16 protein-coding genes and 2 tRNA genes are annotated in these 16465 nt (G+C 29.6%); 4 read left to right on the forward strand and 14 right to left on the reverse strand.

Annotated features, from left to right (window positions below):
• Positions 1 to 54 precede the first annotated feature (54 nt).
• The 3 genes from J2S72_RS01690 to J2S72_RS01700 all read right to left on the reverse strand — a co-directional run bounded on the left by J2S72_RS01690 (position 55) and on the right by J2S72_RS01700 (position 3560).
• On the reverse strand, positions 55 to 948 hold the full coding sequence (locus J2S72_RS01690; RefSeq protein ID WP_023054913.1) for a folate family ECF transporter S component: 894 nt from the start codon (positions 946 to 948) through the stop codon (positions 55 to 57).
• 276 nt (positions 949 to 1224) lie between these two features.
• Positions 1225 to 3045: a translational GTPase TypA gene (typA, locus tag J2S72_RS01695; RefSeq protein ID WP_023054923.1), complete on the reverse strand. Its 1821-nt coding sequence runs from the start codon at positions 3043 to 3045 to the stop codon at positions 1225 to 1227.
• Between the two features lie 122 nt (positions 3046 to 3167).
• Positions 3168 to 3560 carry an ATP-binding protein gene (locus J2S72_RS01700; protein WP_023054906.1) on the reverse strand — a complete coding sequence of 131 codons (393 nt, stop codon included), beginning with the start codon at positions 3558 to 3560 and terminating at the stop codon, positions 3168 to 3170.
• Between the two features lie 165 nt (positions 3561 to 3725).
• Between J2S72_RS01700 and rd the strand changes: the two genes are divergently transcribed.
• Positions 3726 to 3890, forward strand: a complete 165-nt coding sequence (gene rd, locus J2S72_RS01705) for a rubredoxin (RefSeq protein WP_023054919.1) — start codon at positions 3726 to 3728, stop codon at positions 3888 to 3890.
• 87 nt (positions 3891 to 3977) lie between these two features.
• Here the strand turns inward: rd and J2S72_RS01710 are convergent.
• The 5 genes from J2S72_RS01710 to J2S72_RS01730 all read right to left on the reverse strand — a co-directional run bounded on the left by J2S72_RS01710 (position 3978) and on the right by J2S72_RS01730 (position 10062).
• Positions 3978 to 4054: transfer RNA gene (locus J2S72_RS01710), tRNA-Pro, on the reverse strand.
• Positions 4055 to 4162: 108 nt separating this feature from the next.
• A complete protein-coding gene (gene tkt / locus J2S72_RS01715) occupies positions 4163 to 6115 on the reverse strand; it encodes a transketolase (RefSeq protein WP_023054931.1) in 1953 nt (650 codons plus the stop codon).
• A 9-nt stretch (positions 6116 to 6124) separates the two neighbouring features.
• Entirely contained in the window at positions 6125 to 6880 is a 756-nt protein-coding gene (locus J2S72_RS01720; RefSeq protein WP_023054907.1) for a WecB/TagA/CpsF family glycosyltransferase, read from the reverse strand.
• A 7-nt stretch (positions 6881 to 6887) separates the two neighbouring features.
• Complete coding sequence (gene csaB, locus J2S72_RS01725) at positions 6888 to 7994, reverse strand: polysaccharide pyruvyl transferase CsaB (protein ID WP_036739056.1); 1107 nt, start codon at positions 7992 to 7994, stop codon at positions 6888 to 6890.
• The gene (locus tag J2S72_RS01730; protein WP_307494873.1) at positions 7975 to 10062 is read right to left on the reverse strand and encodes a DUF5693 family protein; all 2088 of its coding nucleotides are present in this window, start codon (positions 10060 to 10062) and stop codon (positions 7975 to 7977) included. Before J2S72_RS01730 ends, csaB begins: the two co-directional genes overlap by 20 nt.
• 161 nt (positions 10063 to 10223) lie before the next feature.
• Here J2S72_RS01730 and J2S72_RS01735 point away from each other — a divergent pair, with 161 nt between their 5' ends.
• The 3 genes from J2S72_RS01735 to J2S72_RS01745 all read left to right on the forward strand — a co-directional run bounded on the left by J2S72_RS01735 (position 10224) and on the right by J2S72_RS01745 (position 11500).
• On the forward strand, positions 10224 to 10619 hold the full coding sequence (locus J2S72_RS01735) for a hypothetical protein (protein ID WP_307494874.1): 396 nt from the start codon (positions 10224 to 10226) through the stop codon (positions 10617 to 10619).
• 62 nt (positions 10620 to 10681) lie between these two features.
• Positions 10682 to 10765: transfer RNA gene (locus J2S72_RS01740), tRNA-Leu, on the forward strand.
• 216 nt (positions 10766 to 10981) lie between these two features.
• Complete coding sequence (locus tag J2S72_RS01745; protein WP_307494875.1) at positions 10982 to 11500, forward strand: adenine phosphoribosyltransferase; 519 nt, start codon at positions 10982 to 10984, stop codon at positions 11498 to 11500.
• A 13-nt stretch (positions 11501 to 11513) separates the two neighbouring features.
• Here the strand turns inward: J2S72_RS01745 and J2S72_RS01750 are convergent, their stop codons facing one another.
• The 6 genes from J2S72_RS01750 to J2S72_RS01775 are packed head-to-tail and all read right to left on the reverse strand — an operon-like array spanning position 11514 to position 16397.
• Positions 11514 to 11966 (reverse strand): PaaI family thioesterase, encoded by a 453-nt coding sequence (locus tag J2S72_RS01750; RefSeq protein WP_307494876.1) that lies wholly within the window; start codon positions 11964 to 11966, stop codon positions 11514 to 11516.
• A 1-nt stretch (position 11967) separates the two neighbouring features.
• The gene (locus J2S72_RS01755) at positions 11968 to 13011 is read right to left on the reverse strand and encodes a DNA polymerase IV (protein WP_307494877.1); all 1044 of its coding nucleotides are present in this window, start codon (positions 13009 to 13011) and stop codon (positions 11968 to 11970) included.
• Positions 13012 to 13629: an HAD family hydrolase gene (locus J2S72_RS01760; protein WP_023054728.1), complete on the reverse strand. Its 618-nt coding sequence runs from the start codon at positions 13627 to 13629 to the stop codon at positions 13012 to 13014.
• Positions 13626 to 14765: a thioredoxin family protein gene (locus tag J2S72_RS01765; protein ID WP_307494878.1), complete on the reverse strand. Its 1140-nt coding sequence runs from the start codon at positions 14763 to 14765 to the stop codon at positions 13626 to 13628. The genes J2S72_RS01760 and J2S72_RS01765 overlap by 4 nt, the downstream gene beginning before the upstream one ends.
• Positions 14753 to 15643, reverse strand: a complete 891-nt coding sequence (locus J2S72_RS01770; RefSeq protein WP_023054729.1) for an NAD(P)/FAD-dependent oxidoreductase — start codon at positions 15641 to 15643, stop codon at positions 14753 to 14755. The genes J2S72_RS01765 and J2S72_RS01770 overlap by 13 nt, the downstream gene beginning before the upstream one ends.
• Complete coding sequence (locus J2S72_RS01775; RefSeq protein ID WP_307494879.1) at positions 15633 to 16397, reverse strand: Mrp/NBP35 family ATP-binding protein; 765 nt, start codon at positions 16395 to 16397, stop codon at positions 15633 to 15635. The genes J2S72_RS01770 and J2S72_RS01775 overlap by 11 nt, the downstream gene beginning before the upstream one ends.
• Positions 16398 to 16465: the final 68 nt, after the last annotated feature.

The following is a 16465-nucleotide window of genomic DNA, read 5'->3' on the forward strand; positions in this document are numbered from 1 at the left end:
TTTAACTTAAATTTATAAGCCTAACTTTTTTTATTTTTAAAATAAAAAGTCGGATTATTTCCGACTTAAATTAAAATTAATATTCTTTTTTAATGACTCATTTAAAGAAATAAATAAACCGCTGTAAATTGGAATTGAAACAATTTGTTTTATAAAAGCTTTTGCCGCATAGTAATAAAATGTATTCTTCCCATATAATATTGATTGAAAAAATGGAGCCATAATTACAGAAGTAATCATTTGACCTATAAAAACTCCAATTAAAACTGAAAAAAATCTGTAATTGGGATATTTGTCCTTAAATAATCCTGTAATAATAGCAGGAATAAATCCTGTAAGAGCACTGGTAAGTGTAAATAGTATATTATATCCCCCTGATGACGGCCTTACTATAAAGGCTAAAACATCTGATACTCCTCCAACTATAAATCCGTTCACTGGACCAAGGACAAGTCCGGAATAAATAATTGGAAAACCACCAAAAGATATGCTTCCAAAACGCATTGTGTTAATTACAACGCTAAGAGCTATAAATACGCTCATATAAGTTATTGTTCTTGTGCTTCTGAATTTAGTAGATTCTTTTTTTTCAATTTTAATTTTTGAAATAAAGTATGCAATAATTCCAATTCCTATTACAATTAAAGCACCATATTTAATTAAAAAATTATGATAGTTTTCTACTAAGGGCTTTAACTTCTCAAGTTTTTCAGCTTTCATTTTTCCAAATATAGGATGTTTTATTTGTAAAATAATCCCTATTGCAATGGAAAGTGATGCATAAAAACCAGCCCATTTTTCTTCCGACAGTCTTGCAGCAAATAATACAAGTATAAGTGCCGCAATAATACCTAAGTAAACCTTAGGAGACCCTAGTGTTACTGTACTTACAGTCATGGTTAAAAACACTGAAAGTCCATACATAAAAATTTTAAAAATAGTCTTCATTTTACCCTCCTTAAAAAGCCTAAAGAGGAAAGTGAACGCGATTATAGAAGGCCAAATTGCTATGTAAAGATCAACGTCCCATATCTTTACTCTATCTATAACCTACCCTTTAGACAAAATTAGACTAAAATTATTATAACAAAATAAATTCTATATAAAAAGTAAAAACACATCCTATGGGATGTGTTTTTTATTTTAGGTATTACTTATGGGATGACTTTTTGTCATGAAATAATTATACCACTATTAAAAATTTTTTCAATAAATTATGTTACTTTATTTCTTTTTTGATTTGTATCTTGTTTGTGAATTTAAAATTTTCTTTCTAATTCTAAAACTTTGAGGAGTAATTTCTATAAGCTCATCACTTTCAATAAATTCCAAAGCTTCTTCTAAGGTCATGTGCTTTGCAGGAGATAATTTTAAAGCTTCATCAGAACCTGATGCTCTTACATTTGATTGTTTCTTTGTCTTTGTAACGCTTACTTCAAGTTCAACTCCCTTTGGTGATTCTCCCACAACTTGTCCTTCATAAACTTCATCTCCCGGTTCAACAAAAAGTGTTCCCCTGTCTTGTGCATTGTGAAGACCATAAGCTGAAGCAGTTCCAGTATCAAAAGATACAATTGACGCATCAACTCTGCGAGGTATATCGCCTTTATACGGCTCATAGGAATCAAAAATTGAATTTAGTATACCATTACCCTTAGTATCTGTTAAAAACTCGCTCCTATAGCCTATAAGACCTCTTGCAGGTATCTTAAATATAAGCCTTGCATATCCCCCTGAAGGTTCTTGCATAGTTACAAGTTCTCCTTTTCTTCTGCCTAATTTTTCAATTACACTTCCAACAAAATCATTTGAAACATCTATTGTAACTATTTCCATAGGTTCCATTTTTTTGCCGTTAACTGTGTGGAAAAGTACTTCCGGTTTTGAAACTTGAAATTCATAACCTTCTCTTCTCATGTTTTCAATTAAGACAGAAAGATGAAGTTCTCCACGTCCTGAAACTTTAAATGAATCCGTTTGATCAGTATCTTCAACTCTTAAAGACACATCTGTTTGAAGTTCCTTATAAAGTCTTGAACGTATTTGTCTTGAAGTTAAAAATTTTCCTTCTCTTCCTGCAAAAGGAGAGTTATTTACAGAAAAATTCATAGAAATTGTAGGTTCTGAAATCTTTACAAATTCAAGTGGTGTAGGATCTTCAAGACTTGTTATAGTATCTCCTATATTTATTCCTTCGATTCCAGTTACAGCAACTATAGATCCACTTCTTGACGTGTCTGTTTGGACTCTATTAAGCCCTTCAAATTCATAAATATTTGAGATCTTAACTCTCTCTTTTCTATTTTCATCCAAGGCGTTCACAATAAAAGCAGAATCATTAGTTGAAATGGTTCCTCTTTCAATACGACCTATACCAATTCTTCCCACATAATCATTGTAGTCAATAGTCGAAATTAAAAGTTGAAAAGGTGCATCATCATTAGATTTTGGAGCAGGAATATAATCAATAATAGTTTTAAACAAAACTGACATGTCTTCCCCTTGTTTATCTAAATCAAGACTTGCAGTTCCCTGCTTTGCAGAAGTGAAAACAAAAGGACATTCAAGAATTTCTTCGCTTGCTCCAAGTTCTATAAATAAATCTAAAACCTCGTCAATAACAACTTTAGGTCTTGCATCAGGCCTGTCTATTTTATTTATGCAAACTACAACAGGCAGATTAAGTTCAAAAGATTTTTTTAAAACAAATTTTGTTTGAGGCATGGGACCTTCAAAAGCATCAACTAACAATACAACACCTTGAACCATTTTTAAAACACGTTCAACTTCTCCACCAAAATCAGCATGTCCGGGAGTGTCTATAATGTTAATTTTTATTCCATCTTTCATAACCGCCGTATTTTTAGAGAGAATTGTGATCCCTCTTTCTCTTTCAATATCATTTGAATCCATTACTCTTTCTTGAACGGCTTGATTTTTTCTGAAAACCCCTGATTGCCTTAAAAGTGCATCTACAAGAGTTGTCTTGCCGTGGTCAACGTGAGCAATTATAGCAATATTTCTTACATCATCTCTTAATTTCATATTTCCTTCTTTCTATAACTTTAGCTTTATAACAAATTATAAAATTTTACTTACTAATAATACTTAGCTATTTTACATTTTATAACTTGTTTTGTAAACAAAAACAATAAAAAAAGCCCTTATTAGAGCTTTTTTTTAACAATAACTTCATTATTATTAAGAACAAGGCTGTCTGTTAAAGCCTTTACTAATAGAAGTCCCCGTCCTGAACATTTAAGATTTTTAAAATCATAATCATTAAAATTATAAGTTATGCCGCAGCCTTCGTCTTTAACTTTAATAACTATTGAATCTTTAAGAAGATTCACACTTAAGTACACATTTTTTAAACAATCTTTATTATTGCCATGTAATACGCTATTTATTATTAGTTCATCTAAAATTAATTTAATGTCAAATAATGTGTCCTGATTAAAAATGAAGTTATTTAAATCATACATCATTGAATCCAAAAATGGTTTAACCTTGCTCAAGTCACTGTTGACGGAACCTCTAAACTTATAAATTAAATCCATGAAACCCTCTCCATCTATGTTTTTAATACCCCTCATTTATAAAATAAAACATGATTTTTTACAAAATAATTGTGTTTTCAAAACTTTATTTTTATAAAGCCTTGTTTACAAAAGTTTATGTCATTGCTATACTTAAATTATAATAATCTGAAAGGAGATTTAGCTATGCAAAAATATGAATGCCAATTATGTGGATATATTTATGATCCCGAACAAGGCGATGAAGATAACGGCATTAAAGCCGGAACACCTTTTGAAAACCTTCCTGAAGATTGGGAATGTCCACTTTGCGGAGCTTCAAAAGATGATTTTGAACCTGTAGAAGAATAATTAATATTCTAAAGCCCTCTTAGGGCTTTTTTATTTTGCAATTTTTAAAATTATTTTTGCAATAAAAAAAGACCTGTTAAACAGGTCTGGTCGGGATGAAAGGATTTGAACCTTCGACCCCATGCACCCCATACATGTGCGCTACCGGGCTGCGCTACATCCCGCCGTGAATAAAATAATATAATAAGTTTAAAAATAATGCAAGCATATTTTTTACATAAAAAAAAGAAGTAATTTAATTGGATTTTAATTACTTCTTTTTAATTTGAATTTTAATTTTCGAAACTTAAAATTGCATTTCTAATATGGTCTTCATCAATTCCATAATATTTAAAAACTTGTGAACCTGGTCCTGATTGGCCAAATTCATCAATTCCTATATTAATTCCATCAAGACCTGTATATTTTTCCCATCCAAATGTACTTGCAGCTTCAACTGAAATTCTATTTCTGCAAGATGAGGGTAATATCATTTCTCTATACTCTTTTGTTTGAGCTTCAAAAAGTTCTCTTGAGGGCATGGATACAACTCTTACTCCATCAAAATCTTTTGCAGCCTTAATTGCAAGTTCAACTTCAGATCCTGTTGCAATTATAATAGTTTTTAAATCTTTTGCTTCTTTTTTTATAATATAAGCACCTTTTTCACTATCAAGAGAAGAATTTAAGTTAGGAAGTTTTTGTCTTGATAGTATTAAGCAAACAGGAGTTGACGTTGAAGAAAGAGCTACTTTCCATGCAACAGCAGTTTCCTTACCATCACAGGGCCTAAATACTATGGTGTTTGGAATGCTTCTAAGCATAGGTAAATGCTCTATAGGTTGGTGAGTAGGTCCATCTTCTCCAACTCCTATGGAATCGTGGGTTAAAATATAAATGTTTGGAATTTGTTGAAGGGCTGAAAGTCTTATAGCACCTTTCATATAGTCTGAAAAGACTAAAAAAGTTGCCCCATAAGATTTTAATCCTCCATGTAAAATTATCCCGTTACTTATTGCAGCCATTCCATGTTCACGAACTCCGAAATTAATATTATTTCCCATGGAATCTTCTGCTGAAAAATTATTTGAATTTTTCATATTTGTATTGTTAGAAGGAGCAAGGTCTGCGCTTCCTCCAAATAGATAATTAACTTTTTCTGCAATTCTATTTAAACATTTACCTGAATAAGCTCTTGTTGCAAGATCTTCATCAAATTTATAATAATCTTCATCTTCAAAAATGCTTAAATCAAATTTACCATTAAAATTATCAACTAATTCCTTATATTTTTCTGGATACTTTTCTTTGTAAAGTTCCTCAGTCCTCTTCCAAGCGTCGTAATTTATGGATAAATTTTTAATTTTTTCTTGGAAATTTTTTCTAACTTCTTCATCTACATAAAAATCTTCATCGGGAAATCCAAAAAATTCCCTGGTCTTTTTAATATTTTCAAGTCCCAAAGGAGCTCCATGAACTTTTGCATTACCTTGTGCTGGAGATCCATATCCTATTGTTGTATTTATTTTAATTATTGTAGGTCTTTCATCTTTTTTTGCTTCTTCTATTTGTTCAGAAATTTCCCTTAAAGAATTTCCATCCTTAACTTCTAAAGTTTGCCATCCCAATCCTTCAAATCTTTTTAAAACATCTTCTCTAAAGGCTAAATCAGTGTTACCTTCAATAGTAATTTTATTTGAATCATAAAGAACAATTAACTTTCCTAAGGATAAGGTTCCTGCAAGAGAGCAAGCTTCGTTGGAAATTCCTTCCATTAAATCTCCATCACCGCAGATAACGTAAGTGTAATGGTCTATTATTTTATATTCAGTGTTATAAATTGCAGCTAAATGTCTTTCAGCCATAGCCATTCCAACTGCCATTGAGATACCTTGTCCTAAAGGACCTGTTGTGGCTTCAACACCTTTAGTGTGTCTATATTCCGGATGCCCTGGAGTTAATGATCCTATTTGCCTGAAATTTTTTAAATCTTCTATACTTAGTCCGTATCCGAATAAATGTAATAAGGAGTAAAGCATTGCACTACCATGCCCTGCAGACAAAATAAATCTATCTCTATTAATCCACTTTAAGTCATTTGGATTGTGATTCATATGATTTGCCCAAAGTTCATAAGCCATTGGAGCACAACCTAAAGGTAGTCCTGGATGGCCGGAATTTGCTTTTTGAATTTGGTCAATTGATAACATTCTTATAGTATTTACTGAGCGTTCTTCAATATTCATTTTTCCTCCTCATTTTACAGAATTTTTATCAAATAAAATATTTAAAATAAATTTTGGAATTGCCATTTGTCTTTTAATTCTCGATGGTTCACTTAAAAGTCTATAAAGCCATTCAAGATTTAACTTTATAAAAATTTTAGGGGCTCTCTTGCTATTTCCCGAAAGAATATCCATAACTCCCCCATTTCCAATAATAATTTTGGAATTTATTTTATCTTTATTTTCTTCAATCCAAAGCTCTTGCTTAGGAAAACCCAGACCTAAAAAAATTATATCAGGCTTAAGTTTATTTATTTCCTCAATAACTTTTTTTTCTTCCTCATGTCCTGGCATACCCAAATGTGTACCCTTAAAATATCCATGATGATATCCCTTTATATTTAAAGCCGGAAATTTTATTTTAATATTCTCAGCAGCTTTTTCACTTATTCCAGGTTTACCCCCTAAAAGATAAAGAGAATATCCATTTTCCTCAGCAATTTTTAAAAGTTCCATAGATAAATCAAATCCGGTTACCCTTTCCTTTAAAGGTTTTTTTCTAATTTTAGACCCATAAATAAGTCCAATGCCATCGGGAATAACCAAGTCTGCGCTATTTACAATATTTCTTATATTTTCATGATCTTTTGCTGCCATAACAATTTCAGTGTTTGGTGTTATAACAGTATGAAGTCTATCTTCTTTTAAAAAACTTTTAACAAGATCAGAAGCTTCATTAAAAGTTATATTATTTATATTAACTCCAAAAATATTTACATAATCCATTTTTCACCTAATTTAAAATTTTTGCAACCGCTAAATTGTGTTTAGAAGTTAAATTTAAAAATTTTCCAAGATTTGAAATAGTTTCTTTTCTTAAATAATCTATATTAGATAGAGAAGACAAGATTTCCTCTGCCAACTTTTCTCCATCAAAATCTTCCACATGAAAGTTTGTAGGTCTTTTAAGCTCTCGTAAAAATCCATCAATCTTAGGATCATAAGATATACCTATGGGATAAACTCCCATTAAAGTTGAGAAAATCAAACCATGAAGCCTCATGGAAACCATTAAATCCATATTGCCTACAAGGGATAAATATTCATCAACATATAAGTAATTTTCAACTAAGAAGATGTTTTTGTAATCAATTTTAAGTATATCATAAATTTTCCTGGCAATTTCAAGATCAACATGATAATAAAAGGGAATTAAATAAACATCATTGCTATTATCCTGTAAAACAATTTTTAAAGCTTTAACAGCTTCTTCAATTGTCCTTTGGCCATTATCTTTCCAATTAATAAAATTTGCTCCAACTTTTTTTCTGTTCTTATTTGGATTTAAAGAATCTATAATTTTTTTTCCACTTTCAAGGGAAGGTTTTTCAATTCCAAAGACCGTATCCGTAGTAACTAAAATATCTTTTTTTACCCCTAAATTTATAAGTTCATCCCTGCTTTTGTTATCTCTAACATTAATAAAATCAACCCTATTTAAAATAAATTTTGTTAAAAATCTATTTAATTTTAAATTTATAGGTCCTATGCCTTGAGAATAAATAAAGACTTTTTTTCTAAAAATCTTGGCAATAAAAATAATAAAAAGGTAATAGAGAATACTTCTTTTGCTTGTAACATCCTGCAAAAGAGAACCTCCCCCTGAAATCAGCATATCACAAGTAAAAATTGCTTTTAAAACTTGAAAAATATTGGATCTATCTTCAGCTTCTACCTTATATTTTAATTTTGTCCAATCGGGATTTTTGCTTAAAACAAGAATTTCCGAATCTGTAACAGCTCCAACACCGTCTAAAAGCCCTTTTAAAATAGCTTCATCACCTATATTATTGTAACCGTAATAACCTGAAACAACTATTTTACTTGTCAAGTCTTTCATATCCCCTTCTGGCAATTTCATAAATTAAAACAAAAATTAAGGCAACAAAGATTGAAAAAATAAATTCAATTCCTATTCTCATAAAAGAAACTGAAATCGGAGTTCTTATATGAGAAAAAGTATTTACAATATCTGCCTGCCCAATAGTAATTAGAACTACAAGGAAAAATTCCATAAACTTTCCTTTTTTCTTATAAGCTAACCAAATCATACTTATTACTGCAGGATATCCTAAAAGAACAGCCTTTGTTCTTGGTCTTGCAGGAGTATATTTTTCAAGAGCGTTTCTAAATAAAACTTCTATTCCAGGAATTTTTGTACTGGAATTTCCTCCCCTTAGTAAGAAAATACCAAGAAGACCAACTAAAACTCCAAACAAAATTGCCTGCCACATCTTAATGTTGGAAGCTAAAAAATTATTAATTTCATGAACACTTAGTTTATTATCATTATTATCTCTTTTATAACCTATAAAGTATAAGAAAAATAAAACAGATAAAAGAATAGGTAAAAGTTGTGAAATCTTAACTCCCCTAAAAATTACAAGTTCCAAAAGATGATTTGTTCCCGCCAAAAAAGAAACCTCATATAAGGCACCTATCATGGTAATTAAAATAGAAACAAATAAAACCTTAATTCCTCTTAAAAATATATTAAAGTCCGATCTTATCTTCTTGTCATTTTTAAAATCATTATACTTTTTCAAACAATAAGCCAAACTTAAAAGAGGAAAAATTATAATTCCTCCCAGATTAAACAAACTTTCCCCAAGAGAAGTCATCTTATTTAATATGAAAAATAAAATTGCAAGTAAAGTTCCAAACCCAAAAAATGCAGCCTGAGCAAAAATATTTAAATTAAATAAAAAGTTAAGGAGAATAAGTCCACCACCAACAACTCCTAAAGCAGCAGGAGTTTTCATAAAGTTTCTTGGGGCCCACTCATCCATTCCCCTGGCACTGTCTAAAACAAAGCCTCTTTTTTCAAGTCTGTTTATAGCATTATTTATAACATTTGAATAAGCTTCAAGATCTACAATTTTTTTATCATTTTTTACAAAAGGCTTAACCATAACACTGGCAATGTTTCTTTCTGAAATTGCCCTGTAATAAACATTTGTTATTTCTTCTCCATTGTGATGACCTCTAACTTTGTAATCATACTCCGATTGAATATAATCCCAAGTTGAAAACATTCTGAGTTTTTTTACATCACTTCTTCTGATATAAGAAGAAATACCGTCAGATTCAAGATGTCCCCTTTGATTTGAAGCTTCAATCAAAGCAATAGCTATATTTCTTTTATTTAAGCCCTTAATAAAATCATTTACAATTTCAGAATCTTTTTCAGTATCCTTAAAACTTTCCCTTCCCGCAAAAACAAGATAGGTTTGTTTTTTATCCTTTGGAATTTGATCTAAAGTTTCAAAAAACCTATTAAGAACAAATCTTTCATCTTGATAATATTCGTTAATACTCGGTCTTAATAAAACTTTTATACCGTCAACCTTATAAATTTCTTCCAGATAATCCGGATAAAAACCAAGGCCTATAAATTCCAACATAGAAAAATCATTTCCGCCCTTTCCCACAGGAAGACCGAAAGAATCATAAAGCTTTTCTTTTGATTCAACAAAATCAGAAGGACGGCCTTCAATTAAAATTTCATTTTCAGAAATATAATTTATATTTCTCTTATCTTTTAAAGATTCAAAACCTTTTACAATAAAATCAATAGCCTTTTTATCGCCCTTAATTCTAAGATCTTTTCCTTCCAAAGAACTTGTAATATTAATTTCTGGATCATTTTTTAAAGCATCAATAGTTGTCTCATTAAGAGCTATTGTTTTTATTCCCGTAGAAGGAAACTTTTTAAAATATTCTTCCTTGTTCATATCGCTTAAATTTGCAATACTTGAAAGATCATAAAAATCAAAAGCAAATTCAAAATTTTTATAATCTTCTTCTATTTGAAGTCTCTTTTTTACAAAATAGGAAGAAAATAAAAGTCCAAAAGCAATAAACAAAATATATATCAGATTTTTCTTAAAAAACTTATTTTTTATCATAGTATCTCCTTTAACTCTTAGCTTTTCACATTATACTATGAAAAATGAAAATTATAAATAATTTAAAAGTAAAAGGCTTAATAATAGCCTTTTTAAAATTTAATTTAAAAAATTTAAAATGGGTATTATAATAATATAAACAATTTTTAAGGGTGAATTATATGAAAGAAAAATTTATAAAATTTATGACAGGCAGATATGGATTTGATGACTTAAATAGGTTTCTCTCCTGGCTTGTGTTTTTATTAATAATTATAAATTTTTTTATTAAAAAAAGTTTTTTAATTTCCATAGCAATAATACTTTTGTTTTTTATGTATTTTAGAATATTATCCAAAGATATACAAAAAAGATACCTTGAAAATCAAAAGTTTTTAGAAATTACAGGACCTTTCAGAAAAAAAATAAATTTAACAAATAGAAAATTTAAAGACAGAAAAACTTATAAGTATATAAAATGTCCCGCTTGTGCTAAAACTATGAGAGTTCCAAAGGGTAAGGGAAAAGTCCTTGTAACTTGTCCCAACTGCAAAAACAAAATGGAAGTGAGAACGTAAAATTTTTTTAAAAAAGTGTTGACAAAAGTTTATTTTTTATTTACAATAACTTTTGTACTCATGCGGGAATGGCGGAATTGGCAGACGCGCTAGACTTAGGATCTAGTTCCAACGGAGTGGGGGTTCAAGTCCTCTTTCCCGCACCAAATAAAAAAAGAGTCGAGATAATCTCGACTCTTTTTTTATTTTTAATTAAATTTTTAAATGTATTTAAACTAAACCATGATTAATATGATATTCTCTAAAACTTTCACGCCCTCTTACAAGTAACTGTAAATAATTATTTTGACTTTTCTTTTTTTCAAAAAATTTATAATTATCAACTTTTATTTCCTGTGTTATACTTTTATAGGGAGGTAGTTATGGATTTATCAAATAAAATATGTGCCATTAAGGACTATCCTAAAGAAGGAATAATTTTTAGAGATATTACTACACTTTTAATGGACAGGGATGCTTTTAAGGCGTCTATAGATCAATTGTCTGAAAAATTAAAAGATAAAAAAGTTGACAAAATAGTTGGTATAGAAGCAAGGGGTTTTATTTTCGGTACTGCTGTTGCTTATAAAATAGGTGCAGGTTTTGTTCCTGTAAGAAAGCCCGGAAAACTTCCTAGGGAAAAAGTTAGTGCTGAATATGAACTTGAGTACGGAAAAGATAAGGTTGAAATGCATTTGGATTCCATTAAAAAGGGCGAAAATGTTGTTATAATTGATGATCTTTTGGCTACCGGTGGAACTTCCAAGGCAACTGCTCAAATGGTGGAAAAACTTGGAGGAAAAATTCAATGTCTTTTATTTTTAGTCGAACTTATAAGTGAAGGTTTAAATGGTCGTGAAAATTTAAAAGACTATACTGTAGAGTCTTTAATAAAATATTAAAAAAAGAGTGTCTTCATTGACACTCTTTTTCTTTTACATCAAATTTTCTTTTTAAGGCTTTTATATTTACTCTGTAAAAATTAAAAGTCCCAATGGCTAAAAGTTTTTTATTTTTGTCTGATATTTTTACTTCAATAATATTATTTTTTATTCCGCTACTTACATATTTTGCATGAGCGTAAATAATTCCGCCTTTGGTGTTATCTATAAAATTCATAGATCCTTGTAAAGTTACGGATTCTTTTCCATCATCTATAAGTAAAAGACCGGCAGCTGTATCTGCCAGCATAAAAAATATTCCTCCATGAAATATTCCATATCCGTTTAAATGTTTATCTTGACCCTCCATTTTAATTATCAGTCCGTCTTCTTCTCTTTTTACAAAGGAAATATTGTTATTTTCAATAAAGGGTCCTTTTAAATAATGCGATTCTTTAAGTTCTTTTTCTTCTTTTTCTCTTTCCAAATTAAAGTCCTCCTAAAAAGTTAAGTTGCCTTGTGTTTAAGTCTATTAAATTTGAACCTGAAATTCCCAGAAGTCTTATTTTTTTATCAGGTTTTATGTTTTCATATAAATCAAGGGCTATTTTTTCAATCTCTTCTTTTTTTAAAACTAAGGTTAAAAATGTTTTACTCATTGTGTGAACTTTAAAATCTTCTGTTTTTAGTTTTAAAGTAAGAGTATTTGCCCCTAAGTTATATTTTATAAAATCTTGAGAAAGTTCTTCTGAAAATTTATTAATATAATCTCTGATTTGTTCTTCATCTGATGTGCTTATAAAAGTTCTCTCAACTCCCATGGATTTTCTGTCCCTAATAGGCTCAACTTTTCTCTTGTCTATTCCCCTTATTCGGTAAAATAATTCATGCCCGAACCTTCCAAACATTTCCACTAAAAATTCTTCGCTTAAAGTGTAGAGATCTTTTACCGTATTTATTCCTATTGCTCTTAGTTTATTTTCACTTTTTTTGCCTATTCCGTGAACTTTACTGATATCAAGGGGCATTAAAATTTCCGGCACCATTTTTTCTGAAATATATTTAAATCCGTCAGGCTTATTCCACTCACTTCCAAGTTTTGCCAAAAATTTATTGTAAGAAAGTCCACAGGAAATATTAAGTCCTGTTTTATTTTTTATTTCCAATTTTAGGTCGTAACAGAACTTTATTTTGTCCAATTTTAAATTTGTTATATCAAGGTATGCCTCATCTATAGAAACTTTCTCTACGAGGCTCGTATGGCTTCTGAGAATGGAAAAAACTCTTTCGCTCATCTCCTTATATCTATTCATTCTTCCTGGAACGATAATTACGTTGGGGCAGAGATTTTTTGCCATAAAAATAGGCATAGCTGAATGAAGTCCATATTCTCTTGCTTCATAATTTGCAGTTGTTATAACTCCTCTTTGGCTTCTTCCTCCCACAACCATAGGTTTTCCTTCTAAGTCTGGGTTATCAATTTCTTCAACGGAAGCAAAAAAGGCATCAATGTCAACATGGACAATTCTCATTTAACTCCACTCCAAATTTTTATATCCTTCTTTTTTTACTTTGGAATTTATTAAATATCTGTTTTTTACCAGTTCAAGCATATATCTGTCATCTTTATATGAATCTGAAAATCCCAAAGAATTTTCATAATCTATTTGAAAATCTTTTTCTTCTAAATGTTTTTTAATTTTTTTTACTTTATTTTTCCCCTTGTTGTTTCCGCCTATAATATTGAAATTTTCATCAAGACCTGTTCCTATTAAATAATCAACCTTAAGTTCTTTTGCTGCATATTTCATATATTTTTCAAAAGATGCAGAAACCAACATTATATAATAATCATCTCTAAGCTCATCTAATTTTTTTAAAGCATCTTTATAATAGAGTTTGCTCAAATCTTCTTTTACAAATTTCTCCAAGTCTTTTTCGTCTAAAAATTTAAAAATTTTTGCAATTTCATTTTTTAAATTTTCATAATCCCTTCCAAATAAAGAACCTAAAGCCCTATAAAACAATTTAAAATAAAGAGGAATTATTTTTATACCAAATCTATTTTTAAATTTTTTAAATAGGACAAAAATACTGTCCCTATCTGTTATAGTCTTGTCAAAATCAAAAAAAGCAACCTTTTTTATCATACTTCCTCCAAAGCATCCAACAAATCGTCATAATTAATTTTTCCCGTAAACCTTTTAAATTCTTTTCCACCTTTAAAAATAATACTTGTGGGATAAGCTCGAATTTTAAATTTTTCCCTTATTAAACTTTCATTTGTAAGGTCCATATAATAACTTACAAAATTCATTTCCTTGTGGGCATCTTTAATAATTTCAAGAGCTCCCTCACAATGGATGCAGTTTTGAGAGCCAAATATTATAAGACAATCTTTTTTATGGGAATAAAAATTTTTGTAATTTAAAATTGTGGATCCGCTGTCATTTATTTTTTTTGCCTTTCCTGCCGCCTGTTTTTCTTGCAAATTTCCATATAACTTTAAATATTGCCAAACAGGTTTTCCAAAATCTAAATTTATTTCTTTTTCTGAAAAATAGCAATAATCAATTGGATCTTTTAAAAATAAAAAATCAGTTAAATGTTTATCTTTATTAAATTTATAAATAAGACCGAAATCATTTAAAACTAAAAAAGTATCTGAACCTATTCTTTTTGCATCAGCTCTTTTGCAATTTTTGAATAAAAAATCATTTATATCGCCAATTAAATTGGCATTTTTATAATTGATTTCCATCAAAATCTCTTTTGTAATAGGTGAAACTTCTAAAACTAGGCTTAAATTTTTTTCTGCAACTATTAAAAGATGGGATTCTCCAAAATTTCCCCTTTGTATAAAGTGAGCTTTTTTAAAACTATCAACTTTTAAATCTTGAGCTTTTAAAGAATATACCTTTTCTTTTTTTTCGTCTAAAATGTATATTTCATCTTTTTTAACAATTAAGAGATTCCCGTCTTTGAATCTTAAATCCCCCTGGTCTGCATAGATGTTTGTGCAAATTTTGTCTAAGGCTAAAATATTTTTATCTATATAAAAAGCTTCTTCTTCATTTTCCTCATAAACTTTGCTTACATTTTCATCAACTAAAAAATAATTGTGGCTGAAATCTAAGATTGTATTTTTAAAAGCCCTATTTTTGGATTTATTTTCAGAAATATAATTTTTTTCGTTTATTTTCCAAAAAGAGCCTTCTTCTTCTCTTATAAGTTTTTTATCCTTGTATAGATAAACTTTTCCCATAGAGGAAATTAATTTATACATTTTCTAAACACCTTTCCTACTGAAATTGCAGCAGATGCTCCTTGAGATATAGATGTGATAAGTTGACCCTTGGAATGTCTTGTGCAATCCCCTGCCGCATATATTCCTTCTACATTTGTCATTTCATTGTTATCTACAAGAATATAACCATCTTCCATGTCTATGAGTCCTTTAAAAATTTCTGTGTTGGGTTTAAAGCCTGTGTAGATAAAAACTCCGTGAGTTTTTACAATTTCTTTTCCCTTATCAGTATCAAACTCTATCCGGTCTTCATAAATATCTCTTGCTCTATAATTAAAATAAAATTCTATATTTTTTATAGATTTTGCTTTTTCATAAGAATAAATATCTGCATCAGCCTTATCCTTATCTGTAAAAACTTTTACAGAATTTACAATGTTTGAAAGATATATTGCAGAATCAACTCCATTATTACCTGCTCCTATAACCGAAATATCTTTGCCCTTGAAATTGTTTCCGTCACAAAGAGCACAAAAAGATGTATTTACATAATTATGAATAAAAATATCTCCTTCAACTGGTCTACTTCCCGTTGCTATAATTATTTTTTCACTTTCAATGTCCCCTTGTCTTTTTGTGCTTATAATAAAGGACCTATCTTTTTTCTTAATTTCCTTTACTGTTGTCCTTATAAAATCTATATTAAATTCGTTTAATTGGGCTCTTAAGTTTTCTATAAATTTTCTTCCAGAGATTTCTTTTATTCCAGGATAATTCCTTATATTTATAGCTTCTAAAATATTTCCGCCGAATTCTCCTTTTTCTAAAACTATGTGGTGAATTCCAGCTCTTGATAAATATAAAGAAGCACTTAAACCTGCAGGTCCGCCGCCGATTATTACAACTTTAGTTTTCAAGTTTTTTTATCTCCTCAACAGTATTTTTTATTTCTTCAACATAAATTTCGTCCCCATAGCCTGCATCTATATTTTCCCTAAAAGTTTGGTCCATAGGTAATTTTGAAAAACATGGAATTTTATATTTTTTTGCCAACTCCTCAACTTTACTTTCTCCGAAAATATAATGAGTTTTTCCACATTGATCGCACTTAAAATAGCTCATATTTTCTACAAGAGAAAGAACCTTTATTCCCATAAGTTTTGCCATATTAATAGATTTTTCAACTATCATTTCCACAAGACTTTGAGGTGTTGAAACTATTACTACCCCGTCGATAGGAAGAGACTGATAAATTGTAAGGGCTATATCTCCAGTTCCAGGAGGCATATCAACTAACATATAATCTATTTCTCCCCAGCGGACATCTTTAAAAAATTGTTGTATTCCTTGACCTATTATGGGGCCTCTCCACAAAACAGGTTGGGTAGGATCGCCTAAAATTAAATTTACTGAAATAATTTTTATTCCTGCATCGGTTACTTTCGGCATTATTTCACTTCCGTTGGAAAAAACCTTATCTTTAATTCCAAATCCCTTAGGGATTGAAGGACCTGTTATATCCGCATCAAGAATTGCAACTTTTTTTCCTTGTCTTGTCAGTTCAGAAGCTATAGCCGTTGTTACAAAACTTTTCCCAACACCACCTTTTCCACTTACAATTCCTATTACATGCTTAATATGTGAATTTTCATTTTCTTTAAATTTTTCCATTAAAATTTCTCCCTTTATTTTATAAATTAAAATAATTTTTATTAAATTTTTTCTTATATATAAGTTTT

The sequence above is a fragment of the Peptoniphilus koenoeneniae genome (assembly GCF_030812875.1).
GTDB lineage: Bacteria > Bacillota > Clostridia > Tissierellales > Peptoniphilaceae > Peptoniphilus_B > Peptoniphilus_B koenoeneniae.

Excerpts from the sequence above, each read along its gene's own strand:
- J2S72_RS01690 (WP_023054913.1), bottom strand. The coding sequence starts at position 948 with ATGAAGACTATTTTTAAAATTTTTATGTATGGACTTTCAGTGTTTTTA.
- typA (WP_023054923.1), bottom strand. The coding sequence starts at position 3,045 with ATGAAATTAAGAGATGATGTAAGAAATATTGCTATAATTGCTCACGTT.
- J2S72_RS01700 (WP_023054906.1), bottom strand. The coding sequence starts at position 3,560 with ATGGATTTAATTTATAAGTTTAGAGGTTCCGTCAACAGTGACTTGAGC.
- rd (WP_023054919.1), top strand. The coding sequence starts at position 3,726 with ATGCAAAAATATGAATGCCAATTATGTGGATATATTTATGATCCCGAA.
- tkt (WP_023054931.1), bottom strand. The coding sequence starts at position 6,115 with ATGAATATTGAAGAACGCTCAGTAAATACTATAAGAATGTTATCAATT.
- J2S72_RS01720 (WP_023054907.1), bottom strand. The coding sequence starts at position 6,880 with ATGGATTATGTAAATATTTTTGGAGTTAATATAAATAATATAACTTTT.
- csaB (WP_036739056.1), bottom strand. The coding sequence starts at position 7,994 with ATGAAAGACTTGACAAGTAAAATAGTTGTTTCAGGTTATTACGGTTAC.
- J2S72_RS01730 (WP_307494873.1), bottom strand. The coding sequence starts at position 10,062 with ATGATAAAAAATAAGTTTTTTAAGAAAAATCTGATATATATTTTGTTT.
- J2S72_RS01735 (WP_307494874.1), top strand. The coding sequence starts at position 10,224 with ATGAAAGAAAAATTTATAAAATTTATGACAGGCAGATATGGATTTGAT.
- J2S72_RS01745 (WP_307494875.1), top strand. The coding sequence starts at position 10,982 with ATGGATTTATCAAATAAAATATGTGCCATTAAGGACTATCCTAAAGAA.
- J2S72_RS01755 (WP_307494877.1), bottom strand. The coding sequence starts at position 13,011 with ATGAGAATTGTCCATGTTGACATTGATGCCTTTTTTGCTTCCGTTGAA.
- J2S72_RS01760 (WP_023054728.1), bottom strand. The coding sequence starts at position 13,629 with ATGATAAAAAAGGTTGCTTTTTTTGATTTTGACAAGACTATAACAGAT.
- J2S72_RS01765 (WP_307494878.1), bottom strand. The coding sequence starts at position 14,765 with ATGTATAAATTAATTTCCTCTATGGGAAAAGTTTATCTATACAAGGAT.
- J2S72_RS01775 (WP_307494879.1), bottom strand. The coding sequence starts at position 16,397 with ATGGAAAAATTTAAAGAAAATGAAAATTCACATATTAAGCATGTAATA.